Annotated in this window: 26 protein-coding genes; 17 read left to right on the plus strand and 9 right to left on the minus strand. The window is 59.2% G+C overall.

Annotated elements, in window-relative coordinates; translation table 11 throughout:
* Positions 1-45 precede the first annotated feature (45 nt).
* Positions 46-1884, minus strand: coding sequence for a long-chain-acyl-CoA synthetase (locus KGB14_RS15185; RefSeq protein WP_223487616.1), 1839 nt, complete (start codon positions 1882-1884; stop codon positions 46-48).
* 355 nt (positions 1885-2239) lie between these two features.
* Between KGB14_RS15185 and KGB14_RS15190 the strand changes: the two genes are divergently transcribed.
* A complete protein-coding gene (locus tag KGB14_RS15190; protein WP_223487617.1) occupies positions 2240-2518 on the plus strand; it encodes a DUF3509 domain-containing protein in 279 nt (92 codons plus the stop codon).
* Between the two features lie 189 nt (positions 2519-2707).
* Here KGB14_RS15190 and mtnC read toward each other — a convergent pair whose 3' ends face one another.
* From mtnC to aroC, 5 genes are read right to left on the minus strand one after another with little or no spacing between them, the layout of a single operon-like run.
* On the minus strand, positions 2708-3391 hold the full coding sequence (gene mtnC / locus KGB14_RS15195) for an acireductone synthase (RefSeq protein WP_223487618.1): 684 nt from the start codon (positions 3389-3391) through the stop codon (positions 2708-2710).
* Positions 3392-3395: 4 nt separating this feature from the next.
* Entirely contained in the window at positions 3396-3941 is a 546-nt protein-coding gene (locus KGB14_RS15200; protein WP_223487619.1) for a 1,2-dihydroxy-3-keto-5-methylthiopentene dioxygenase, read from the minus strand.
* A gap of 20 nt (positions 3942-3961) precedes the next feature.
* Complete coding sequence (locus KGB14_RS15205) at positions 3962-4588, minus strand: methylthioribulose 1-phosphate dehydratase (protein WP_223487620.1); 627 nt, start codon at positions 4586-4588, stop codon at positions 3962-3964.
* Positions 4585-5730 (minus strand): MFS transporter, encoded by a 1146-nt coding sequence (locus KGB14_RS15210; RefSeq protein ID WP_223487621.1) that lies wholly within the window; start codon positions 5728-5730, stop codon positions 4585-4587. Before KGB14_RS15210 ends, KGB14_RS15205 begins: the two co-directional genes overlap by 4 nt.
* A gap of 34 nt (positions 5731-5764) precedes the next feature.
* On the minus strand, positions 5765-6856 hold the full coding sequence (gene aroC / locus KGB14_RS15215) for a chorismate synthase (RefSeq protein WP_223487622.1): 1092 nt from the start codon (positions 6854-6856) through the stop codon (positions 5765-5767).
* 84 nt (positions 6857-6940) lie between these two features.
* Between aroC and KGB14_RS15220 the strand changes: the two genes are divergently transcribed.
* Both KGB14_RS15220 and KGB14_RS15225 read left to right on the plus strand, forming a co-directional pair.
* Positions 6941-7939 (plus strand): alpha/beta hydrolase, encoded by a 999-nt coding sequence (locus KGB14_RS15220; protein WP_223487623.1) that lies wholly within the window; start codon positions 6941-6943, stop codon positions 7937-7939.
* 187 nt (positions 7940-8126) lie between these two features.
* Positions 8127-8918, plus strand: coding sequence for a hypothetical protein (locus tag KGB14_RS15225; RefSeq protein ID WP_223487624.1), 792 nt, complete (start codon positions 8127-8129; stop codon positions 8916-8918).
* Between the two features lie 125 nt (positions 8919-9043).
* On the opposite strand, the gene prmB is transcribed toward KGB14_RS15225, so the two are convergent.
* The gene (gene prmB / locus KGB14_RS15230; RefSeq protein ID WP_028941057.1) at positions 9044-9952 is read right to left on the minus strand and encodes a 50S ribosomal protein L3 N(5)-glutamine methyltransferase; all 909 of its coding nucleotides are present in this window, start codon (positions 9950-9952) and stop codon (positions 9044-9046) included.
* Between the two features lie 239 nt (positions 9953-10191).
* Between prmB and KGB14_RS15235 the strand changes: the two genes are divergently transcribed.
* The 5 genes from KGB14_RS15235 to KGB14_RS15255 all read left to right on the plus strand — a co-directional run bounded on the left by KGB14_RS15235 (position 10192) and on the right by KGB14_RS15255 (position 12981).
* Positions 10192-10782 carry a cysteine hydrolase family protein gene (locus KGB14_RS15235; protein ID WP_223487625.1) on the plus strand — a complete coding sequence of 197 codons (591 nt, stop codon included), beginning with the start codon at positions 10192-10194 and terminating at the stop codon, positions 10780-10782.
* A gap of 136 nt (positions 10783-10918) precedes the next feature.
* Positions 10919-11239 (plus strand): hypothetical protein, encoded by a 321-nt coding sequence (locus KGB14_RS15240; protein ID WP_223487626.1) that lies wholly within the window; start codon positions 10919-10921, stop codon positions 11237-11239.
* A gap of 86 nt (positions 11240-11325) precedes the next feature.
* Positions 11326-11883 (plus strand): Smr/MutS family protein, encoded by a 558-nt coding sequence (locus KGB14_RS15245; RefSeq protein ID WP_223487627.1) that lies wholly within the window; start codon positions 11326-11328, stop codon positions 11881-11883.
* A 77-nt stretch (positions 11884-11960) separates the two neighbouring features.
* The gene (gene folE / locus KGB14_RS15250; RefSeq protein WP_007988130.1) at positions 11961-12506 is read left to right on the plus strand and encodes a GTP cyclohydrolase I FolE; all 546 of its coding nucleotides are present in this window, start codon (positions 11961-11963) and stop codon (positions 12504-12506) included.
* A 103-nt stretch (positions 12507-12609) separates the two neighbouring features.
* Positions 12610-12981, plus strand: coding sequence for a glutathione S-transferase N-terminal domain-containing protein (locus tag KGB14_RS15255; protein WP_223487628.1), 372 nt, complete (start codon positions 12610-12612; stop codon positions 12979-12981).
* A 194-nt stretch (positions 12982-13175) separates the two neighbouring features.
* Here the strand turns inward: KGB14_RS15255 and KGB14_RS15260 are convergent, their stop codons facing one another.
* Positions 13176-14342 carry a PLP-dependent aminotransferase family protein gene (locus KGB14_RS15260; protein ID WP_223487629.1) on the minus strand — a complete coding sequence of 389 codons (1167 nt, stop codon included), beginning with the start codon at positions 14340-14342 and terminating at the stop codon, positions 13176-13178.
* An 82-nt stretch (positions 14343-14424) separates the two neighbouring features.
* Here KGB14_RS15260 and KGB14_RS15265 point away from each other — a divergent pair, with 82 nt between their 5' ends.
* The 3 genes from KGB14_RS15265 to KGB14_RS15275 all read left to right on the plus strand — a co-directional run bounded on the left by KGB14_RS15265 (position 14425) and on the right by KGB14_RS15275 (position 17210).
* Complete coding sequence (locus KGB14_RS15265; RefSeq protein WP_223487630.1) at positions 14425-14868, plus strand: MarR family winged helix-turn-helix transcriptional regulator; 444 nt, start codon at positions 14425-14427, stop codon at positions 14866-14868.
* Positions 14869-15161: 293 nt separating this feature from the next.
* Complete coding sequence (locus KGB14_RS15270; protein WP_411740786.1) at positions 15162-16511, plus strand: NCS2 family permease; 1350 nt, start codon at positions 15162-15164, stop codon at positions 16509-16511.
* A gap of 72 nt (positions 16512-16583) precedes the next feature.
* Positions 16584-17210, plus strand: a complete 627-nt coding sequence (locus KGB14_RS15275) for a LysE family translocator (protein WP_223487631.1) — start codon at positions 16584-16586, stop codon at positions 17208-17210.
* 192 nt (positions 17211-17402) lie between these two features.
* On the opposite strand, the gene uraH is transcribed toward KGB14_RS15275, so the two are convergent.
* Positions 17403-17756, minus strand: a complete 354-nt coding sequence (uraH, locus tag KGB14_RS15280; protein ID WP_263294630.1) for a hydroxyisourate hydrolase — start codon at positions 17754-17756, stop codon at positions 17403-17405.
* Between the two features lie 436 nt (positions 17757-18192).
* On the opposite strand from uraH, the gene puuE reads away from it, so the two are divergent.
* The 6 genes from puuE (at position 18193) to KGB14_RS15310 (ending at position 23005) form a co-directional block, all read left to right on the plus strand.
* Entirely contained in the window at positions 18193-19119 is a 927-nt protein-coding gene (puuE, locus tag KGB14_RS15285; protein ID WP_223487632.1) for an allantoinase PuuE, read from the plus strand.
* Positions 19116-19631 (plus strand): 2-oxo-4-hydroxy-4-carboxy-5-ureidoimidazoline decarboxylase, encoded by a 516-nt coding sequence (gene uraD, locus KGB14_RS15290; RefSeq protein ID WP_223487633.1) that lies wholly within the window; start codon positions 19116-19118, stop codon positions 19629-19631. Before puuE ends, uraD begins: the two co-directional genes overlap by 4 nt.
* 87 nt (positions 19632-19718) lie before the next feature.
* Positions 19719-20714, plus strand: coding sequence for an allantoicase (gene alc, locus KGB14_RS15295; protein WP_007898829.1), 996 nt, complete (start codon positions 19719-19721; stop codon positions 20712-20714).
* A gap of 128 nt (positions 20715-20842) precedes the next feature.
* Positions 20843-21346, plus strand: coding sequence for an ureidoglycolate lyase (locus KGB14_RS15300; protein WP_052963640.1), 504 nt, complete (start codon positions 20843-20845; stop codon positions 21344-21346).
* 51 nt (positions 21347-21397) lie between these two features.
* Complete coding sequence (locus KGB14_RS15305; RefSeq protein ID WP_223487634.1) at positions 21398-22696, plus strand: urate hydroxylase PuuD; 1299 nt, start codon at positions 21398-21400, stop codon at positions 22694-22696.
* A gap of 165 nt (positions 22697-22861) precedes the next feature.
* Positions 22862-23005, plus strand: a complete 144-nt coding sequence (locus tag KGB14_RS15310) for a hypothetical protein (RefSeq protein WP_223487837.1) — start codon at positions 22862-22864, stop codon at positions 23003-23005.
* Positions 23006-23287: the final 282 nt, after the last annotated feature.

Below are 23287 nucleotides of genomic sequence, written 5' to 3' on the forward strand. Positions count from 1 at the left end.
CGGAACCTGTCACTTCTTTTTTCTCATGGACGGCCATAGCTACATTTAATAGCGATACCTGCCGCCGTAAATATCCGCCAGCACCTGCTCGGTGACTTGCACGTAAGTCTGGGTACCCGGCAACCAGGCGTAGATCGGGTCCTCACCGGTTTTGCTCGGGTCGAAGGCTTCGTCCTTGAGCCGGGTCTTCTGGTATTTGAAGGTCGCGGTGGTTTCCATTTTCACTTTCACCCGCAGGAAAAGTGGCACCGCATAGGCAGGCATTTGCTGCCTGGCGAAAGCCAGTAGCTCACTGAAGTCCAGAGTCGCCAAGGATTCGGCCGGGGTGATGGCGGCCATCCCCGCCCGCCCGTTGGTGTTGTGGATTTCCACGCCATAGGCCACGGCTTCGGCGATGTGCGGGTGTTGCAGCAGGATATTCTCAACCTCGGTGGTCGAGACGTTCTCACCCTTCCAGCGGTAGGTGTCGCCCAAGCGATCCACAAACTGCGCATGGCCGAAACCGATGTTGCGCAGCAGGTCACCGGTATTGAAGTAACGGTCGCCCTTCTTGAACACGTCGTGGAGCACGACTTTTGCGGTCTTCTGCGGGTCGGTGTAGCCGTCCAGCGGCGCCTTGTCGTCGATCCTCGCCAGCAGCAGACCTTGCTCGCCCTTGGCCACTTTGTGCATGAATCCCTGGGCATCACGTGTAGGTGCGCCGCTGTCGTGGTCGTACGCCACCAGTTCCCAGGCCATCAGGGAAAACCCGATGGTGTTGTCGAAATTGAGGATGTTGGTGAAGCCGATATTGCCGTCGCTGGCGGCGTACAGCTCGCAGATATGGTTGACGGCAAAACGTGTCTTGAACTCACTCCACGCCCCGGGGCGCAGACCATTGCCGATCATCTTCGTCACGCAGTGCCGACTGTCGTCGACGCTGCGTGGTTGATCCACCAGATAGCGGCACAATTCACCGACGTAACCCAGGGTGGTCGCCCGGTATTTGCGCACATCGCTCCAGAACTGGCTGGCGCTGAACTTGCGGCGGATGGCAAACCCCGACGCCCCGATGATCGCCGAGCCCCAGCACACGCAGAGACCCGTGGCGTGGTACAGCGGCAAGGTGCAATAAACGACGTCCTGGGGCTGCATATCCAGGGCGATCAGGCCAAAACTTGCAGAGCTGCGCATCCAGCGGCCGTGCTTGAACACCCCGGCCTTGGGCAACCCGGTGGTGCCCGAGGTGTAGATATAGAAACAAGGGTCGTCGAGAAAAACCTGCTGGCTGCTGGCGGGGTTGTCGCTGCACGCTTCGCAGCTGGCGGCCATCAGATTGATGAAGCCATCGGGCGAATTGCCCGGATCGCGGTAAGTGTCTTGATCGGCAACGAACCAGGTGCGCGCCGCGTCGATGGATACCCGCTCGCGGACCGCATTGAAGGCCGGAACCAGCTCTTCTCCAACCACGATCGCCACGGGCGCCACCAGGTTCAGGCTATGGGCCAGGGTGTCGCGGGTCTGGGAGGTATTGAGCAAGGCGCTGATTGCACCGACCTTGGCCACCGCCAGTATCGTCACCAGCAGTTCCGGACGGTTCTCAATAAAGATCGCCACCACATCGCCCTTGCCGATGCCTTGGGCGATCAGATAATGGGCGATGCGATTGGCCCACTGATTGACCTGTACATACGTGAGCGCCACCTCGCCCTGCAGCAATGCCGGGCCCTCGGGATTGCGCACCGTCGCCTGCTCGAAGCTCCAGCCGAGGCCACACGACTGGGTCGGGTCCTTGACGTTGGCGGCTTTCATGCCCTTCACCACGCGGGGAATGGCTCTGGCGATGGAAGGCAGCTTGCGGAGCATCATGCCCCAAGTGATCGTGTCGTTCAGCGTGCGGCTCATGGGGTTCCCGTTCGATCTTCTTATTGTCGGGCGGCGTTGATTGAAACCGAAAATACGTCAGCGGTTCTTGAGCTGTACACGCGGTTTTTGAAATGTTTTGTATCCGCGACCGATGCGTTGGCCGCTGCATTCGAAAAGGCGGAACCCTGGCGCTGTGATTGGTTCAATCGAATCGTGGCCGACCACGCAAAATGCAGGATGCACGATGGCCATTCATGCAAATTGCACGAAAGCACAAAAACACAAAACCAGTAACCTGTTGATTTGTATTGATTTTTTAAAAAACAGGTGCTGGCACAATCACTGCAACTACCTCTCCATGCTTGCCCTTCATGTGCCAACGGAGCTGATAGTCATGAGCCTGATCCAGGAAAAATTTTCGTCGCTGTTTTCCAACTTCGAAGTGACCACCCAGCCACGCCCTGATGGCGGCATTCTGCTGACCCTGCGCAATCAGGAAGGCAAAGTCTTCAAACGTTCGATTTCCTACCAGCAATTGCATGCCGGCGATCAGCTGTCGTGGGTGATCAGCGCGATTCGCCGTGACATCGCCGAACAGGCCAGCGAACTTCCGCAGATCTCCATGCTGCAAAGCCAGCAGCGATTTGCCCTGCCGACCTATCACTCGGTTTGAATCCTGCGGTTGTATAAATAAACGCGCCACAAACAAACAGGCCGTGAAAGCTTTCGCTTCACGGCCTGAGTTGTTTCTGGCGTCGCGCAATCCCTGTAGGAGCAGAGCTTGCTCGCGAAGGCGGTGTGTCAGGCGAGATGTGCATTGACTGAGACACCGCTTTCGCGAGGCTCCTACAGGTTATGGGGTTTACAGGGCAGAAGGATTTATCCGCGCAAAGCTGTCGACGGTCACATACCCTGCCAGTTCCCCGCCCTCACGGGCCAGGCCACAGGTTGCCATCCCGGCCGCACGCGCGGCATCCAGCTCTTGAACGATGTCGGACAGAAACAGAATCTGCGACGCCTCGACACCAATCGCCTGGGTAATGCGCTCGTAGGACTGTGCTTCCCGCTTGGGTCCCGAAGTGGTGTCGAAATAGCCGCTGAACAATGGCGACAAATCACCCGCCTCCGAGCAGCCGAAGATCAGCTTTTGTGCCTGGATCGAGCCTGAGGAATAAACAAACAGTTTGAAACCTTCCTGATGCCAGCGCTTGAGCGCTTCAACAGCATCCGGGTAAACATGGCCTTTCAACTGCCCGGCCTGATAACCCTGCTCCCAGACCATGCCTTGCAATGCTTTGAGGGGCGTGGCCTTGCGGTCTTCGGCGATCCAGTCCAGCAGGATTTCGATGACCCGCTCGATGTCGGCGTCAGGTTCATCGCTGTCCCGGCGAACAGCCGCCAGCTGCTCTGCTACATCCGCGCGTTCGGCGTGCTGGCGAACAAACTCTGGCAGGTGTCTGGCGGCGTAAGGAAACAACACGTCGAACACAAAACTCACCGCGCTGGTGGTGCCTTCGATATCGGTGAGAATCGCTTTGATCGACATCGACTCAGTCCTCGAGACGCGGGAAGCGGCTGGCGATGTCATCGCCGGTGAAATTGGCCACCCAGCCTTCGGGGTTGTTGAACAGGCGGATTGCGACGAAATGCGGCTGCTCGCCCATGTCGAACCAGTGCTTTGTGCCGGCGGGGACCGAGATCAGGTCGTTTTTTTCGCAGAGTACGGCGTAAACGTAATCGCCAATGTGCAGGGTGAACAAGCCACGGCCGGCGACGAAAAATCGCACTTCGTCTTCGCCATGGCGGTGTTCATCGAGGAATTTGGCACGCAACTCGGCTTTTTGCGGGTGATCGCTGTTCAGGCTGATCACGTCGACAGTGATGTAACCGCGCTCGGTCATCAGTTTGTCGATTTGCGCCTGATAGGCGGCGATCACTTCTTCCTGGCTGGCACCGGGCTGGATTTTCGCCGCGGCTTGCCAACGGTCGAAGCGCACGCCCTGCTCGGCCAGGGTCGAGGCGATGTCTTCGAGGTGGGTCAGGACTTTGTCAGGAATTTCAGGGCTGGATACGTGATAAACGGACAGGCTGCTCATCTGGGCAACTCCTTAACGGTTCATGCTTTATGGTTCGAGAGCGAGCGCGTCTTCAACTCGCACTCGAACAAAAATTCAAACGCCTCGATCTGCCGCAGCGCGTCACTCATGCGCGCGCCCCACGTATAGAGGCCATGGCCGCGGATCAGGTAGCCGACGCAATCGGGGTGGGCATCAAGCCAAGGCTGCACCTTGGCGGCCAGCCGTGCAATGTCCTGATCGTTGTCGAAAATCGGCACGCGCACCCGAGACTCATGGGTCGAGACGCCGCTGAAGGCTTTTTGCAGTTCGTAGTCTTCGAACTCGATGAAGTCTTCCGGCGTCAGGCGCGACAGCACCGTGGCGTTCACCGAATGGGTGTGCAACACCGCGCCAATCTCCGGGCGCCAGCTGTAGAGCTGAGTGTGCAGCAGGGTTTCGGCGGACGGTTTTTTGCCCGGTTCCAGGCTATAGCCCGACAGGTCGGTGGCCAGCACATCATCAAGGCTCAACTGGCCTTTGTGCTTGCCAGACACCGTCAGCAAGGCTTCGGTCGGCGACAGGCGGGTCGAGTAATTGCTGCTGGTGGCCGGCGACCAGCCGCGGCCATACAGAAACCGTCCGGCGTCGATGATTTCCTGGGCGAGGTGTTCACGGGTAAGGCTCACGGCCTGTCCTCTTGCATACGTGTGGCAATGATAACGGCAGCGGCGAAGGATGCGAGGCTGGCAATACTAAAGGTCAATGTGGCGCCGAGGGCATTCCAGCTGTAGCCGGAATACAACGCGCCCAATGCACCGCCGGTGCCGGCCAGCGCGGCATACAACGCCTGACCCTGGCCTTGCTGACGTGCGCCGAAGCTACGTTGCACGAACTGGATGGCAGCGGCGTGAAAGCTGCCGAAGGTTGCGGCGTGCAGCACCTGGGCAAACAGCAACACCCAGAGGAATTCGGCAAACGAACCGAGCAATAACCAGCGCAGGGCCGCCAGCAGGAAACTCGCCAGCAGCACCCGGCGCACCGAGAAGCGCGCAAGGATCTTGCTCATGACCAGAAACATCAAGACTTCGGCAACTACGCCGACCGCCCAGAGCATGCCGATCAGCCCACGGCTGTAACCGAGTCGCTCAAGGTGCAACGTCAGAAAGGTGTAATACGGCCCGTGACTCATCTGCATCAGCGCCACGCAACCGTAGAACGCCAACACTCCCGGACTGCGCAATTGCTGGAGGAATCCCTCCCCCGCCAACCGTTCACCCTGAATCGGTTGCGCGTTAGGCACCCATAAGCTGCTGACGACGATGCCGGCCATGATCAGCACCAGTGCCACCGGATAGATGTCCAGGCTGAGCCATTCGAACAACCGACCGAGCGCAACCACGGTGATGATGAAACCGATGGAGCCCCACAGGCGAATCTGGCTGTAGCGAGACGTCTGGCCGTTCAAGTGCGCCAGGGTGATGACTTCGAACTGCGGCAACACCGCGTGCCAGAAGAACGCGTGCAAGGCCATGACCATCGCCAGCCACGCGTAACTTTTGCTGACGAAAATAAGCGAGAAGGTCAACAGCGTACAAACCGCGCCAAAACGCACGATCGCCAGCCGTCGCCCGGTGTAGTCACCGAGCCAGCCCCAGATGTTCGGGGCCACGCAACGCATCAGCATCGGGATCGCCACCAGTTCGCCGATGCGCGCACTGGAAAAACCCAGGTGATCGAAATACAGCGCCAGAAACGGCGCCGTCGAACCGAGCAAAGCGAAATAGAACAGATAGAAACTGGAGAGCCGCCAGTACGGGAGCGCCGCCAAAGTCGTCAGACCAAAGCGGCTGTAAGGTCAGCCATTAAAGCTGACCCAACACCGGAGTGCTCACGCGCACATTGGCGTTCTGCCCGCGGTGACGCAGCAGGTGGTCCATCAGCACGATGGCCATCATCGCTTCGGCAATCGGCGTGGCGCGGATGCCGACGCACGGGTCGTGACGGCCTTTGGTCACAACCTCCACCGGGTTGCCATGGATGTCGATGGAACGGCCCGGCGTGGTGATGCTCGAGGTTGGCTTGAGCGCCAGGTGCGCCACAATCGGCTGACCGGACGAGATACCACCAAGAATGCCGCCGGCGTTGTTGCTGAGGAAACCTTCCGGGGTCATTTCATCGCGGTGTTCAGTGCCGCGCTGGGCGATGCTGGCGAATCCGGCACCGATTTCAACGCCTTTGACCGCATTGATGCTCATCAGCGCGTGGGCCAGTTCGGCATCGAGACGGTCGAAAATCGGCTCGCCAAGGCCCGGCATTACGCCTTCGGCGACCACGGTGATCTTCGCGCCGACTGAATCCTGGTCGCGACGCAACTGGTCCATATAGGCTTCCAGCTCCGGCACTTTGTCCGGGTCGGGGCTGAAGAAGGCGTTTTCTTCCACCGAATCCCAGGTCTTGAACGGGATCTCGATCGGGCCGAGCTGGCTCATGTAGCCACGAATGACGATGCCCTGGGTGGCCAGGTACTTTTTCGCAATCGCCCCTGCCGCCACGCGCATGGCGGTTTCACGGGCCGAACTGCGACCGCCGCCGCGGTAATCGCGTTCGCCGTATTTGTGGTGGTAGGTGTAGTCGGCGTGGGCCGGGCGGAACAGATCCTTGATCGCCGAGTAGTCCTTGGACTTCTGGTCGGTGTTGCGGATCAACAGGCCGATGGCGCAACCGGTGGTGCGGCCTTCGAACACACCGGAGAGGATTTCGACTTCGTCGGCTTCCTGACGCTGGGTGGTGTGGCGGCTGGTGCCGGGTTTGCGCCGGTCCAGGTCGCGCTGCAGGTCCTCAAGGGAAATCTCCAGGCCCGGCGGGCAGCCATCGACAATGGCGACCAACGCCGGACCATGGCTTTCGCCCGCGGTGGTGACAGTGAACAGCTTGCCGTAGGTATTGCCGGACATGCAGGACGCTCCGTGAAATCGAACCTAAATACATTATGCGCGCCAGTATACGCAGGCTACCCGACTAGTTCATCCTCGAACCTTATGGGTACCTGCGAGTCCAACCGGCACCTTGTGAATGATGGCGTGATGATGCTGCGAGTTCTAGCCTTGAGCCTTACCTTGTTTACCGGTTTTGTACAGGCCTCTGTCCTGCAACGCCCGATCACATTGGACACCGGCAGCGGCGAGCTTTCCGGCTCGCTGTTGCTGCCCAAGTCCGACACACCTGTACCGGTTGTCCTGATCATTTCCGGCTCCGGCCCTACGGATCGTGACGGAAACAACCCCGAAGGCGGACGTAACGACAGCCTCAAACGACTGGCGTGGGTGTTGGCCAAACACAACATTGCCAGCGTGCGCTACGACAAGCGCGGCGTAGCGGCGAGCCTGGCGGCCACGCCCGATGAGCGCAATCTGTCGGTGGAGGCCTATGTCGCCGACGCCGAGGCCTGGGGTCAGAAGCTCAAAGCCGATCCGCGCTTTGGCAAACTGATTTTGCTGGGCCACAGCGAAGGTGCTTTGATCGCCAGCCTGGCGGCGCCGAGCGTCGATGCCGCGGCGGTGATTTCCTTGTCTGGCAGCGCCCGGCCGGTCGATCAGGTGCTGCGCCAGCAGTTGAGCAATCGCCTGCCGCCTCCATTGATGCTGCGCAGCAATGAACTACTCGACAGCCTCAAGGCCGGCCACACCGACGACAACGTGCCGCCGCAGCTACAGGTGATTTTCCGCCCCAGCGTGCAGCCGTATCTGATTTCGCTGTTCCGCCAGGACCCGGCCGCCGCTTTCGCCAAGCTGAAGATGCCGGCGCTGATCATCCAGGGCAGCAACGATATTCAGGTCGGCGTCGGTGACGCCCGGGCGCTCAAGGCCGCCAAACCGGACGCCGAACTGGCGCTGATCGAAGGCATGAACCATGTGATGCGCATTGTGCCGATCGACGTGAAGCGGCAATTGGCCTCCTATAAAGATCCGCAATTACCGCTGGCAGCGGAACTCGGTGCGCGAATCCTCGGATTTATTGACGGACTTCGCACCCGTTAAGCGCTGTCAGGGCTCGTTCTCAACCAGGTTTTCACGCCGCGTTGTCGCCTTAAAACGGGCCGGGCGCGGTGTGAAAACTGGTTGAGAACGCCCCCTGGCCCTCCAGTCCTGAAAAAAACGGCCGATAAGCCTTTGTCGCCAGCGCAATGGCTGGCGGCAAGCAGGGCTTGGACAGGATCTCGCCGTTATGACTGATACCCAGACTTCACCCGACACCACCGCTGAAAAAGACGCACCTCCAGCGGTCGAGCTGCCGTGGGCGGACGTCCACGTCGAGCACCACAAAATGCTCCGTCTGGCGCCGCTGCAAACCGACCGCAACACCGGTGGGCGACCGTTGCGCTTTGTCGAGTTCGGTTACGCCGAACGCAATGGCAAGGAACACAGCCTGCTGCGCATGGCCATCAAGCTGCCAGGCCAACGCGTGCGCAAAGAACAGAACCATCTGGACGTGTGGGTCGACCATGCCGCCAAACGCGTGCATTTCGGACCGGAAAGCGGCTTGCAGATCGAACCGATGAACCGTGGCATCGGACGCTATATGGCGGCTCAGGGCATTACCTGGGCAAAGAAGAAATGGCCCGCCTACACCGTCGACGGCACCGACCTGAACAACAAGGATGCGCTGAACGAAGACACTCGCCTGCGCCGCGATCACTTTCTGCGGGTGCACGGTTTTGATGTGGCCTACGCCGACGCCCAGCATTTGAAGGGCAGCGTCAAAGAAGTGCAGGTCGGTGATTTGCTGGGTGACTGGAACAGCGAAAAACTGCAACAGGTGGAAATCCTCGAAGCCGCGCAGATGCTCCAGCAAGCCGAGCAGAACCTGGCGGAACAGGAAGTCAAACTGAAGAAGCACGAAGAAAAAGTCAGCAAGTACAAACGCGAAGACGCCGGGCTGCGTTTTACCATTACCTGTCTGGTGGCGTTTGCGGTGTTTCAGGCGGGGTTGTTGATCTGGATTGCTACGCATCGCTGAAGGTTATAGACCGAGGCGCGGCCATCGCGGGCAAGCCACGCTCCCACAGGATTGTGTGTATCGCATCACTTAGACACGACACCAAACCTGTAGGAGCGAGGCTTGCCCGCGAACGCTTTCTCAGGTCAGACGCGAGAAGCGAACAGCGCCTGATGATCGCGGCACTGCTCCGCTGTGAGCATGAACACACCATGCCCACCGCGCTCGAACTCCAGCCAGGCGAAGTCGACTTCCGGGTACAACGCCTCGACGTGAACCTGGCTGTTACCCACCTCGACGATCAGCAAACCCTTCTCGGTCAGATGATCCGCCGCTTCGGCGAGCATGCGGCGCACCAGATTCAAACCATCATCGCCACAGGCCAGGCCCAGCTCGGGCTCGTGCTGATACTCATCCGGCATGTCAGCGAAATCTTCCGCATCGACGTAGGGTGGGTTCGACACGATCAGGTCGAAACGTTGCCCCGGCAAACCATCGAAACCATCACCCTGAACGGTGAATACACGCTCGTCGACACCGTGACGCTCGATATTCTGGTTCGCCACTTCCAGCGCTTCGAACGACAGATCGGCCAGTACCACTTCGGCGTTCTGGAACTCGTAAGCACAGGCGATGCCGATGCAACCGGAACCGGTGCACAGGTCCAGAATGCGCGCAGGTTCGGCGCCCAGCCATGGCTCGAAACGTTTTTCGATCAGCTCGCCAATCGGTGAACGCGGGATCAATACACGTTCGTCGACAATGAACGACAGGCCACAGAACCAGGCTTCGCCCAGCAGGTAAGCCGTCGGAATGCGCTCTTCGATACGGCGCTTGAGCAAGCGTTGCAGATTGACCAACTCGTCGTCTTCCAGACGGCAGTCCAGATAGCTGTCGGCGATTTCCCAGGGCAGGTGCAACGCACCCAATACCAATTGACGGGCTTCATCCCAGGCGTTGTCGGTCCCATGGCCGAAAAACAGATCCTCCCCATGGAAGCGGCTGACGGCCCAACGAATATGGTCACGCAGGGTGCGAAGTCGGGAAGTGATCACGGGGCAAAACTCCAAAAAAAACGACTGATGATTCTAACAGCCAAAAGACGCCACGACGACGCAGGAAAAACACCGGATCAGACGTAGGACTCTTCTATTTTTTCAGCAGGCTATTGAACAGAACGAGTATCTTGACAAGGCTGCGAGCCAACAACGACGGTGCCTGCGATGGTAGCGATTCACAGAAGCGCTCAGCCAGAGGACAATGTCGCAAAAGCCCCACCCGAAGGAGCCCCAGAATGTCCGTTCCAAAAACGATGTTTCAACTCAGCGGCCGTGGTTATGCGGCGGCCAATCTGGGTCATGCGACCCTTGTCATCATCGATGCCCAGAAAGAATACCTCAGCGGCCCCTTGGCACTGAGCGGCATGGATGCTGCCGTCGCGAACATCAAGCAACTGCTGGCCGCTGCCCGTGCAGCCGGTCGCCCGATTGTGCATGTGCGTCACCTCGGCACCGTCGGTGGGCTGTTCGATCCACAGGGTGAGCGCGGTGAGTTCATCCCGGGGCTGGAGCCGCAAGGTGACGAAACCATCATCGGCAAATTGCTGCCGAGTGCGTTTCACGGCACCGAACTGTACGATCGTTTGCAACAACTGGGCTCGCTCGACCTGATCGTCTGCGGCTTCATGAGTCACTCCAGCGTCAGCACCACCGTGCGCGCGGCGAAGAACCTGGGCTTTCGCTGCACCCTGGTGGAAGATGCCTGCGCAACGCGCGATTTGCCCTGCAAGGGCGGCATTCTCAGCGCGGAACAGGTTCAGCAGACCGAAATGGCGATCATGGCGGACAACTTCGCCACCCTCGCCCTGACCCACGATCTGATTTGATCTGATCGACTGTTGATGAGCGGTCCATGCCGCCGCTCATCCGCAAAAGCCTCTCATTTGCCGTAATTGCCCTAGCCTCAGGAACATCCCGGTCAACTCCCGGTCGAAGGCCCGATACCCATTGAGGAAGGTCGGAATGAAGTTATCCGATGGTTTTGATGCACGCCGCTTGCGGCCCAAGGGCCAACGCAACTGGCGTTTTCGCTTCGGCGCAGCGTTCGCCGCCCTGCTGGCGATGTGCGGTGTGTTGCTGGCGATGGCCGGCGCGGCCAGCCTGCTGGGGCGGCCACCGGCGTTGGGCGAGTTGAATGCCAGCCCGCTGGGTTCGGCGATCATTCTGGCCGTGGGCCTGTTCGTGCTGTACATCGGCGTGTGGTTGTGGCGCCGCTGCCGTCGTCGCTCGCGCCAGTCGCAAGAGCTGAACATGGCACCGCATCTGATGAAAAAACACGATTGAATCAAAGGCCCGTCGTTTTGGCGGGCCCAATTGTTATGGATAGCGCTTCGACTTGGGTAAACTGGCCGCCCTTCGCGGAGGCTGACATGCAAGACGACGATTTTTCCCTGTTCAAAAGCGCGATCCAAGGCGTCAAGCCGATCAAACACGATCGCGCCGAAACCGGCAAACCCAAGGCCGACCGCGCGCAAATTGCCAAGCTGCGCCAGGCCGCCACCGTGCGCACCGATGCCACCACTGTTGACGGGCTGTCCGATCAGTTCGTCATTGATGTCGGCCCCGAAGATGAGCTGATGTGGGCCCGGGACGGCGTCCAGGAAAGCCAGATGCGCAAGCTCAAGATCGGACAGATTCCGTTCGAAGGCAGCCTCGACCTGCATGGCATGAGCGTGGAAAAGGCCCGTGAAACCCTGTGGGCCTTTCTGGCCGAAGCAACAAAATTCGAAATCCGTTGCGTGCGCGTCACCCACGGCAAGGCTGTACGCCTGGACGGCAAGCGGCCGATGATCAAGAGTCACGTCAACACATGGCTACGTCAGCATTCACAGGTGCTCGGCTTCACGTCGTGCCAACCGAAACATGGTGGCGCCGGAGCGGTGTATGTAATGCTCAAACGCACCATGATGGAAGGTCGCGACGAGTAATGCTGTCGCTTCACGCTTGCAGCGCCGTGTCCGCCACCGTACCCTTGCCCTTTGCGTAAAATCCCACAGGTAGTTTCATGTCCCTGGAACAGAATTACACCGCGATTCTCGGCCAATTGGGCGAGGACGTCTCCCGCGAGGGCCTGCTCGACACGCCAAAACGTGCCGCCAAAGCCATGCAGTACCTCTGCCGCGGTTATGAACAGACGCTGGAAGAGGTCACCAACGGTGCCTTGTTCAGCTCCGACAACAGCGAAATGGTGCTGGTCAAGGACATCGAGCTTTACTCGTTGTGCGAGCACCACCTGCTGCCGTTCATCGGCAAGGCTCATGTTGCCTACATTCCGAGCGGCAAGGTCCTGGGGCTGTCGAAAGTCGCGCGGATCGTCGACATGTACGCCCGCCGCCTGCAGATTCAGGAAAACCTCAGCCGCCAGATCGCCGATGCGGTTCAGCAAGTCACCGGCGCCCTGGGCGTGGCGGTGGTGATTGAGGCCAAGCACATGTGCATGATGATGCGCGGTGTGGAGAAACAGAATTCGACGATGATCACCTCGGTGATGCTCGGCGAGTTCCGCGAAAACGCAGCCACCCGCAGCGAGTTTCTCAGCCTGATCAAGTAACTCGCAGCACGAAGAAAACCGGCACTGATCGCCGGTTTTTTTTCGCCTGTGAAAAATCAGGTAAGCTGCGCGCCTTCTGTTTGCCCCTGTGAGGCTTAATACCGTGTTCGTAAAAGCACTTCGTGTCGGCCTCGGCCAACTGATCATCTTCATCGACTTCATCACTCGTCCAGGCAAGAAGCAGCGCCCCGCCGCCGCTCAGGCCCAGGTCGAAGCGGCCGCCAAGGACCTGACCCTGTATCAGTTCCACGCCTGCCCGTTCTGCGTAAAAACCCGTCGCACCCTGCGTCGCCTGAACGTTCCAGTGGCATTGCGCGACGCGAAGAACAGCGAACAGGATCGCCAGGCGCTGCTGGAGCAAGGTGGCAAGATCAAGGTGCCGTGCCTGCGCATCGAAGAGAATGGCCAGACCACCTGGATGTATGAGTCCAAGGTGATCATTGATTATCTGGATAAGCGGTTTGCTGCGACCTGATGGTTTTGTGGTGCTGCTGATGGCCTCTTCGCGGGCAAGCCTCGCTCCTACGGGTTTTGTGTCGTGTCAAATGATGGGCACATCCTAAACCTGTAGGAGCGAGGCTTGCCCGCGAAGGCGTCGGCACAAACACTACAAATCCCAGACAAAAATAAACCGGCCCATAGGCCGGTTTATTTGTTTACGCCCTCCCCTCAGGCCGCTTCTGCCGCCTGTGCCTGACGCACCACCGCCGCCAAACGCTTGAGCCCTTCGTCCAGACGCGCCGGGTCGATATGGCTGAAGTTCAGCCGCAGATGGCCGGGGTTATTGTCCGGCTCAGGAAAAAACGGTTCGCCCGGCATGAACGCCACATCCGCCGCCAGCGCAGCCTTGAGCAACGTGCGGGTATCCAGCGGCTGCTTGAGCGTCAGCCAGAAAAACAACCCACCCTGCGGCACGTTCCACTGCGCCAGGTCGCCAAAATGCTTTTCCAGTGCCGACTGGAATGCATCTCGACGAACCCGGTAGAAGTCCCTTAGTTCACTCAGATGCTGCTGGTATTTCTCGGTGCCGATCCATTGCAGCGCTTGCCACTGCCCGAGGCGGTTGGTATGCAGATCGGCCGATTGCTTGAGCCGCAGCAAGTGTGGGAACAGGTCCGGACTGGCGATCAGGTAACCGACCCGAAGGCCCGGCAGCAGGGTTTTCGACACGGTACCGGTGTAGATCCAGCTGGCTTTGTTCAAACGACTGACGATCGGCGTGGCACTGCCGCCGTCGAAGGTCAGTTCGCGGTAGGGTTCATCTTCGATCAGGGTCACGCCAAACTCGTCGAGCAACGCCGCCACCGCATCGCGCCTGGCTTCGCTGTAACGCACCGCCGACGGGTTCTGAAACGTCGGGATCAGGTAGATGAACGCAGGCCGGTGTTTTTCCAGACGGCTGCGCAGTTGCGCCAGATTCGGCCCGTCGGCTTCCAGCGGGACGGTGATGCAGTCCGCGCCGAACAGCTGAAAAATCTGCAATGCCGCCAGGTAGGTCGGTGCTTCAAGCAGGATCTCGGTGCCTTTGTCGATGTAGAGCTTGGCCGCCAGATCAAGGGTTTGCTGGGAACCGCTGACCACCAGTACCTGACTCGCCTCGCACGGCACACCCAATGCCCGGGCCTCGGCGGCCAACGCCTCACGCAGTGCCGGCTCGCCTTCGCTCATGCCGTATTGCCCCATGGCCGCCGGCATGCCCGCCCACTCGACTTTCGGCAGCATGGCTTCGGCCGGCAAGCCACCCGCGAACGACATCACTTCCGGTCGCTGGGCAGCGGCGAGGATTTCACGGATCAAAGAACTTTTAAGGCGCGAGACACGTTCGGAAAATGCCATGGGGGTCACCGGTAGCGAGGCCTGAGGAAAATGAGTCAAACTGGTTGACCGAAATTACGACAGAGCGAGCGGATACGTCAACATGCTTGACCTTAAAAATTCCAGCACCCAGCAACAAGCCATGGAAGCATTTTTCTTTGGCTACCAGGCCTTCACCGCAAAAGCCGATGAAATGCTCGAGCGTCGCGGCTTGAGTCGGGTGCATCAACGCATCGTGTTTTTCATTGCCCGCTACCCCGCCCTCAGCGTCAAGGAGTTGCTGGCGTTGCTGGGTGTGAGCAAGCAGGCGCTGAACATTCCACTGCGCCAGTTGGTGGAAATGCAATTGGTAAACAGTGTCGCGTCCGAAACTGACAAGCGTAAGCGGCTGCTGGAACTGACCGATGATGGCGCGCGGTTCGAGCAGTCACTGCGGCGCGAGCAGGTGAAATTGCTGGAGCGGGTGTTTGCCGAGGCTGGGGAGACGGCGGTGAATGGGTGGCTGGCGGTGAATCTGGCGCTGGGGGAGAACCAGCAGAAGATGTGATCGACTCATATCCGTCTTCGCGGGCAAGCCTCGCTCCTACAGTCGTACACATAACCTGTAGGAGCGTGGCTTGCCTGCGAAGGCATCCTTCCTGGCGATATATCCCTATTGCCAAACTTTTCGTCTACAAAACCAAAAACATTATTTGCATTATTTGTATACAAAAGCATAATTCGCTTCGTGCGAGTTCTTGACCAACAAGTCAACAAATTCGCAAGTACCTCAAAGGGTCGCTGCCACCCTCATGGGTCCGGCCCTGGAAATAACAATAAAACTCTTGAGGAGTACTCGCTGTGGAAAGCCGCAAATCCGAAGCCTCGACGCTGGAACTCTCGCCGCCATTACGCAATGGCTGGCTGGAGCGCATCTTCAAACTCAGCTTGCACGGCACCACGGTGAAGACCGAGCTGATCGCCGGTCTGACAACCTTCATCACCATGGCTTACATCATCTTCGTCAACCCGAACATCATGGCCGATGCCGGCATCGATCACGGGGCGGCATTCGTCGCCACCTGCATCGCCGCCGCGCTGGGTTGCCTGCTGATGGGCCTGTACGCCAACTGGCCAGTGGGTCTGGCGCCGGGCATGGGCCTGAACGCGTTCTTCACCTACACCGTGGTCGGCACCATGGGCTACAACTGGGAAACCGCCCTCGGTGCGGTGTTCGTTTCCGGTGTGCTGTTCATGTTCCTGACCTTTTCCCGGATCCGCGAATGGCTGCTCAACAGCATTCCAGTGGGTTTGCGCTATGCCATGGGCGCCGGGGTGGGCCTGTTTCTGGGGCTGATCGGTTTGAAAACCGCGGGCATCGTCGTTGACAGCCCGGCCACTCTGATCAAGCTTGGCTCCCTGCGCGAGCCTGGCCCGCTGCTGGCGGCCATCTGCTTCCTGATGATCGCCGTGCTCAGCTATCACAAAGTGTTCGGCGCGATTCTCATCAGTATCATCACCGTGACCCTGGCCGGTTGGGGTCTGGGCCTGGTGCATTACGAGGGCATCATGTCGGCGCCACCGAGCCTGGCCCCCACCTGGATGGCCATGAACATCGCCGGCGTGTTCAACGTCAGCATGATCAGCGTGGTGCTGGCCTTCCTCTTCGTGCACATGTTCGACACCGCCGGCACCCTCATGGGCGTCGCCCAGCGCGCCAATCTGGTGAAGCCTGACGGCAAGATCGAGAACCTTTCCAAAGCCATGAAGGCCGACAGCGCCTCCAGTGTTTTCGGCGCGATGGTCGGTGTGCCGCCAGTCACCAGTTACGTGGAAAGTGCCGCTGGCGTAGCCGCTGGTGGTCGGACTGGTCTTACCGCCGTGACCGTAGGTGTGCTATTTATTGCCGCGATGTTTTTCGCACCGCTGGCTGGCATGATCCCCGCTTATGCAACCGCCGGTGCGCTGATTTATGTGGCAATGCTGATGATGGGCGGCATGGCGCATATCGAATGGGACGAAGCGACCGACAGCATTCCGGCGATCGTCACCGCGATCATGATGCCGCTGACCTTCTCGGTCGCCGACGGTATCGCGCTGGGCTTTATCACTTACGTGGTACTGAAAGCCTGTACCGGTAAGCACAAGGAAATTTCCGTCAGCCTGTGGGTGCTCTGCGCGATCTTCATCGCCAAGTTCATCTTCTTGTAAGCGTCACGCGGTACGCGTTTCAAAACAGCCTCACCCCGTCGGGTGAGGCTTTTGTGCAAATGGAGGAAAGTGATGAGTCTGGAAACCTGGCTGCTGTTCAGCGGCGCTGCGCTGGTGGTGATCCTGATCCCGGGGCCGCTGTCTTTGCTGATGATCAGCAACAGTCTGAATTACGGTTTGCGTCGTTCTTACCCGGCATTTCTGGGCGGCGTGATTGCGTCGATCTGCCTGCTCAGTGCTTCGGCTTTGGGTCTGGGGGCATTGTTGCTGGCGTCGGAACAGCTGTTCAGCGCCCTGAAAGTCGTCGGCGCGCTGTACCTGTTCTACCTCGCCTGGCAGAGCTGGCAGCAATCGCGTCAGCCATCCCAAGGCTCCGAAGTGCCCCAGGCTGCGCCGGTGCCGCGCTTTCGTGCACTGTTCGGGCGCGCGTTCATGCTCGGCGCGAGTAATCCGAAAGACATTTTGTTCTTCGCCGCTTTCCTGCCGCAGTTCCTGAGCGCCGAGCAACCCTTCCTGCCGCAGTTGCTGGTGATGATTGCCACCTGGACCGTGCTGGATCTGTTGTGCAAGGTGGCTTATGGCCTCGGTGCCCATGGCGCGGCGCGGTATCTGCGTAGCGGCAAGGGGCAGAGCTGGTTTAATCGGGTGAGTGCCGGGTTGTTCAGTGGCGCCGGTGCGGCGTCGTTGTTGAGCCGTTAGCAAAGCAAGATCAAAAGATCGCAGCCTCGTTTCACTCGACAGCTCCTACAGGAAACCGCGATCCCCTGTAGGAGCTGTCGAGTGAAACGAGGCTGCGATCTTTTCACTTTTCCACAGGCAAAAAAAAGCCCGCAGTGTGAGCGGGCGAAAGACCAAAGAAGCTATATGCGCAGGATTCTTGGGGGGAAAGTCCTAGCTTCCTCTGTAGGTCGAATAGCTATACGGCGAAATCAGCAACGGCACATGGTAATGATCCTGCTCCGCAGAAATGCCGAAACGCAGCACCACCACATCCAGGAACGCAGGCTCAGGCAGCTGAACGCCACGGGTGCGGTAGTAATCACCCGCATGAAACTGAAGCTGATAGACCCCGGACCGATAGTCATCGCCTTGCAGCAGCGGTGCATCGACACGACCGTCGCTGTTGGTAATCGCAGTGGCGACCCATTCCAGCTGCGAACCTTCAACGCGGTACAACTCGACCTTGATCGAGCTGCCCGGGCAACCGTGTGCAGCGTCCAAAACGTGTGTAGTCAAACGTCCCATTGATTCTGCGCGCCTGCCTGCGTGGATGCAGTCAGACCTCGCGCCTCCCGAAGTCAGTTGAAAAGGAGACCGCACCGTTTCGGAACACGAAAAGCTGCGGCGAGCGACTGATTAAGACACTTTTCAAAAAAATTGTACACAATAAAAACGACATTTTTACCCTCACCACCGTCATGCAGGGTTTGCCAGCGAATCGAACGCCAAACCATAAGATCAAAGGACCTCTTATCCATTAGCTGACCAGTCAGGCAGGTTTCTTGCAGTACCCTCCAAAGAGGGCAGCCCGTGAAAAAGGTAAAAAATCAGGCTTACAAAGTGAATATAAAGTTGTATACAATCACTCCATCGCTGTGACGCCAGCCTGCCCTTTCATCGCCAGGCCGCCACGCAAACCCTGACTTTGAATAAGTCGACACGAACAAGAAGGAAGACTGCAGTGAGCGCTGACTACCCACGCGACCTGATCGGTTACGGCAGTAACCCTCCTCACCCACACTGGCCGGGCAATGCCCGCATCGCGCTGTCCTTCGTGCTCAACTACGAGGAAGGTGGCGAGCGCAATATCCTGCACGGCGATAAAGAGTCCGAAGCCTTCCTCTCGGAAATGGTTTCGGCGCAGCCGCTGCAAGGCGAGCGCAACATGAGCATGGAATCCCTTTACGAGTATGGCAGCCGTGCCGGCGTCTGGCGGGTTCTGAAACTGTTCAAGGAATTCGACATCCCGCTGACGATCTTCGCCGTGGCCATGGCCGCCCAGCGCCACCCGGAGGTGATCCGTGCCATGGTCGAGGCCGGCCACGAAATCTGCAGCCACGGCTATCGCTGGATCGACTACCAGTACATGGACGAAGCGCAGGAACGCGAGCACATGCTCGAAGCGATCCGCATCCTCACCGAAATCACCGGCGAGCGCCCACTGGGCTGGTACACCGGCCGCACTGGCCCGAACACCCGTCGGCTGGTGATGGAAGAAGGCGGTTTCCTCTACGACTGCGACACCTATGACGACGACCTGCCCTACTGGGAACCGAACAACCCGACCGGCAAGCCGCACCTGGTGATCCCCTACACGCTGGACACCAACGACATGCGCTTCACCCAGGTCCAGGGCTTCAACAAGGGCGACGACTTTTTCGAGTACCTCAAAGACGCCTTCGACGTGCTGTATGCCGAAGGTGCGCAAGCACCGAAGATGTTGTCGATCGGCCTGCATTGCCGGCTGATCGGCCGTCCGGCGCGCCTGGCCTCGCTCAAACGCTTTATCGAATACGCTAAAAGTCATGAACAGGTGTGGTTCAGCCGCCGCGTCGACATCGCTCGCCACTGGCACGAAACCCACCCGTATCAAGGGGCTGCGAAATGAGCCGCTTCCAAACCCTGAAGCCTTCGACCTTGAGCCGCGACGCGTTTGTCGCCGCCTTCGCCGACATCTACGAACACTCGCCATGGGTGGCCGAAAAGGCCTTCGACCTGGGCCAGGACGCTTCGATCGACGAGATCGAAACCCTGCACCAGCGCATGAGCGACATCCTGCTCCGCGCCGATCATGAAAGCCAACTGGCCCTGATCAACGCGCACCCGGACCTGGCCGGCAAAGCCGCCGTCCAGGGCCAACTGACCGAAGCCAGCACGAATGAACAGGCTGGTGCCGGTATTCACCAATGCTCGATCGATGAGTTTGAACGCTTCACCGAGCTGAACGACGCCTACAAAGCCAAGTTCAAGTTTCCCTTCATCATGGCGGTAAAAGGCAGCAACCGGCATCAGATCCTCGCAGCGTTCGAAACGCGCATTCACAACTCGGTCGACACCGAATTCAAATGCGCGCTGGCGCAGATCAACAAGATCGCGTTGTTCCGATTACTGACCCTATAGCGAGCCTTGCCCGAGTGTTTAAAACGCGAAGACACCCAGGGCACTGCAAGCATCCCAAGCCAACTTATTTAAAGGCAGACAAGAAGAATGAAAGCTTACGCCGTACCTTTCGAGAAGTTCGTCAACCTGGCCGACGCCCGCCTGGGCACCAAAATCATCTCGGTCACCGATGACTGGTTCGCCGACGCCAACCGTCTGTTTCAACCGACCCCGGCCGTGTGGAAGGAGGGCGTGTTCGATGACAACGGCAAGTGGATGGACGGCTGGGAGTCGCGCCGCAAGCGCTTCGAAGGCTACGACAGCGCGGTGATCCGTCTGGGCGTGCCAGGCTCGATCAAAGGCGTGGACATCGACACTTCATTCTTCACCGGCAACTACCCGCCGTCGGCCTCCCTGGAAGCCTGCTTCCTGGCCTCGGGCGAGCCCGACGAAAACACCCAGTGGACTGAAGTGCTGTCGGCCGTCGAGTTGCAAGGCAACAGCCACCACTACCACGAAATCAATAACGACCAGGCGTTCAGCCATTTGCGTTTCAACATCTACCCGGATGGCGGCGTGGCCCGTCTGCGCGTGTACGGCATTCCGTTCCGCGACTGGTCGGCGGTTGGCGACAACGAGCAAGTTGACCTGGCAGCAGCCCTGAACGGTGGCCGCGCCCTCGCCTGCTCCGACGAACACTTCGGCCGCATGAGCAACATCCTCAACCCGGGCCGTGGCATCAACATGGGCGACGGCTGGGAAACCGCACGTCGTCGTACGCCAGGCAATGACTGGGTGATCGTGGCGCTGGGTCATGCCGGCGAGATCGAAAAAGTCATCGTCGACACCCTGCACTTCAAGGGCAACTACCCGGATACCTGTTCGATCCAGGGCGCATTTGTGAAAGGCGGCACCGACAGCCAGATCGAAACCCAATCGCTGTTCTGGCGCGAACTGTTGCCAAGCCAGAAGCTGGAAATGCACGCCGAACACACCTTCGCCGAGCAGATCAAGGCACTGGGCCCGATCACCCACATCCGCCTGAACGTGTTCCCGGATGGGGGCGTGAGCCGCCTGCGGGTATTGGGCAAGGTCGCTAAATAAGCGGTGAGGCCAATCGCGAGCAGGCTCGCTCCCACATTGGATTGTGGTGTACACAAAACCTGTGGGAGCGAGCCTGCTCGCGATAGCAATAGAACAGACAACAACGAATTCAAGGTAAGAAGACCAGCATGCGCACATTGACGATTGAACCGCTGACCAAAGAAGCCTTCGCCCCTTTCGGTGACGTGATCGAAACCGACGGTAGCGATCACTTCATGATCAACAACGGTTCGACCATGCGCTTTCACAAACTGGCTGTGGTCGAAACCGCCACGCCAGAGGACAAGGCGATCATCAGCATCTTCCGCGCCGACGCGCAGGACATGCCACTGACCGTCTGCATGCTGGAGCGTCATCCGCTGGGCAGCCAGGCTTTCATTCCTCTGCTCGGCAACCCCTTTCTGATCGTGGTCGCGCCACTTGGCGATGAACCTGTATCAGGCTTGGTCCGCGCCTTCGTCACCAACGGCAGGCAGGGCATTAATTACCATCGCGGCGTCTGGCACCACCCGGTGCTGACGATCGAAAAGCGGGATGACTTCCTGGTGGTTGATCGCAGTGGCACAGGCAATAACTGCGATGAGCATTTTTTCAAAGAGGATGAGCGTTTGATCCTCGCCCCCCACCAATAAGAGAAGAGTCCGATCACTCGACAACAGAGTGACGGGCGAGAGGTAAAGACTGTGGAAGCACATCTGTTGGAATGGCTGAACCTGAGCGTGCGCTGGGTTCACATGATCACTGGCGTGGCCTGGATCGGCGCGTCGTTCTATTTCGTCTGGCTGGAAAACAACCTAAACCGGGTCAACCCGAAAAACGGGCTGGCGGGCGATTTGTGGGCGATCCATGGCGGCGGTATCTACCACCTGGAAAAATACAAACTGGCCCCACCGACCATGCCGGACAACCTGCACTGGTTCAAATGGGAAGCCTACTTCACCTGGCTGTCGGGGGTCGCGCTGCTGTGCGTGGTGTTCTACTCCAACCCGACGCTGTACCTGCTGGCACCGGGCAGCACCTTGAGCGGCCCTGAAGGCGTGGCCATTGGTCTGGGCTCGCTGTTCATCGGCTGGTTCATCTACTCCTTCCTCTGCGACTCGGCCCTGGGCAAACGCCCTGCCCTGCTCGGCGCCATCCTGTTCGTGCTGATCATCGGCGCCGCTTACGGCTTCAGCAAAGTGTTCAGCGGTCGTGGTGCATACCTGCACGTCGGCGCGATCATCGGCACCATCATGGTCGGCAACGTGTTCCGCATCATCATGCCGGCCCAACGCGCGTTGGTGGCGGCGATTGCCGAGAACCGCACGCCCGACCCGGCGCTGCCGGCCAAAGGCTTGCTGCGTTCGCGGCACAACAACTACTTCACCTTGCCGGTGCTGTTCATCATGATCAGCAACCACTTCCCGAGCACCTACGGCAGCCAATACAACTGGCTGATCCTGGCCGGGATCGCGGTGCTGGCGGTGTTGGTGCGTCACTACTTCAACACCCGTCATGACAGCCACAAATTTGCCTGGACCCTGCCGGTGGCGGCGGTGGGCATGATTTGTCTGGCATACGTGACCGGGCCAGCGCCGATGTCGACCGCCCCTGAAGTGGCCAAGGCGCCAGGCACCATCGAGTACCAGCCATTGCCGGAAACCGCCCTTGGTGGTGGTGCCAAACCTGAAGCGGCGAAAGCAGCACCGGCCGCTGAACCGGCTCAGGCATCCAGTCAGGGGCCGTCGTTCGACAAGGTTCACAGCGTGATTCAGGAACGTTGCGCCGTGTGCCATTCGGCCAAACCGACCAGCCCGCTGTTCAGCGCGGCGCCGGCCGGGGTGATGTTCGATACGCCTGAACAGATCAAGCTCCAGGCACCGCGCATTCAGGCCCAGGCCGTCGCCAGCCAGATCATGCCATTGGGCAACATCACCCAGATGACCCAGCAGGAGCGTGACCTGATCGGTGCGTGGATTGTTCAGGGAGCGCCGACCAATTAAGTAGCAAAAGCATCGCGGGCAAGCCCGCTCCCACAGGGTTTGTATTGCCTGTGTGGGAGCTGGCTTGCCTTCGATTGGCCGCAACGCGGCCCACCTGATTAGAAAACAGCTGCCAGCAGCACTGCAGCTGTAAATCACAAGAATAAAAAAGATCCGAGGTGTTGCATGTCCGAGCTATCCGAAGCCCGCATCCCCGACGCACCCGCCATTCAGCGCTTACCCCTTCTGCAACTGATTCTGGTCAGTCAGCAACACGTTCTGCTGATGTATGACGCAGCCATCAACGACTGCCACGCCCACCCGCATTGACACAGTAAAAACACAACCCCTGTGGGAGTGAGCCGGCTCGCTCCCACAGGGTGGCTGCCTGCGCCTCAAACAATAAAAACAAGAGAGAGCAACAGATGATTCGTACCCAGACAAGCCTGTCGTTCAGCGGCATCGGGCTGACCCCCAACCGTGCCCCAAACCTGTCGCCGGTGCTCTGTTGCGGGGCACTTGAGCCGTGGCGCGGGAGTCAGTATTCTCCGCGCCCGCCCAAATCCGCACTAAAAAAAAGCGTGGATTTAATTCCTGACCAAAAAGCCAACT

The sequence above is a fragment of the Pseudomonas sp. A-RE-19 genome, from assembly GCF_019956555.1.
Lineage (GTDB): Bacteria > Pseudomonadota > Gammaproteobacteria > Pseudomonadales > Pseudomonadaceae > Aquipseudomonas.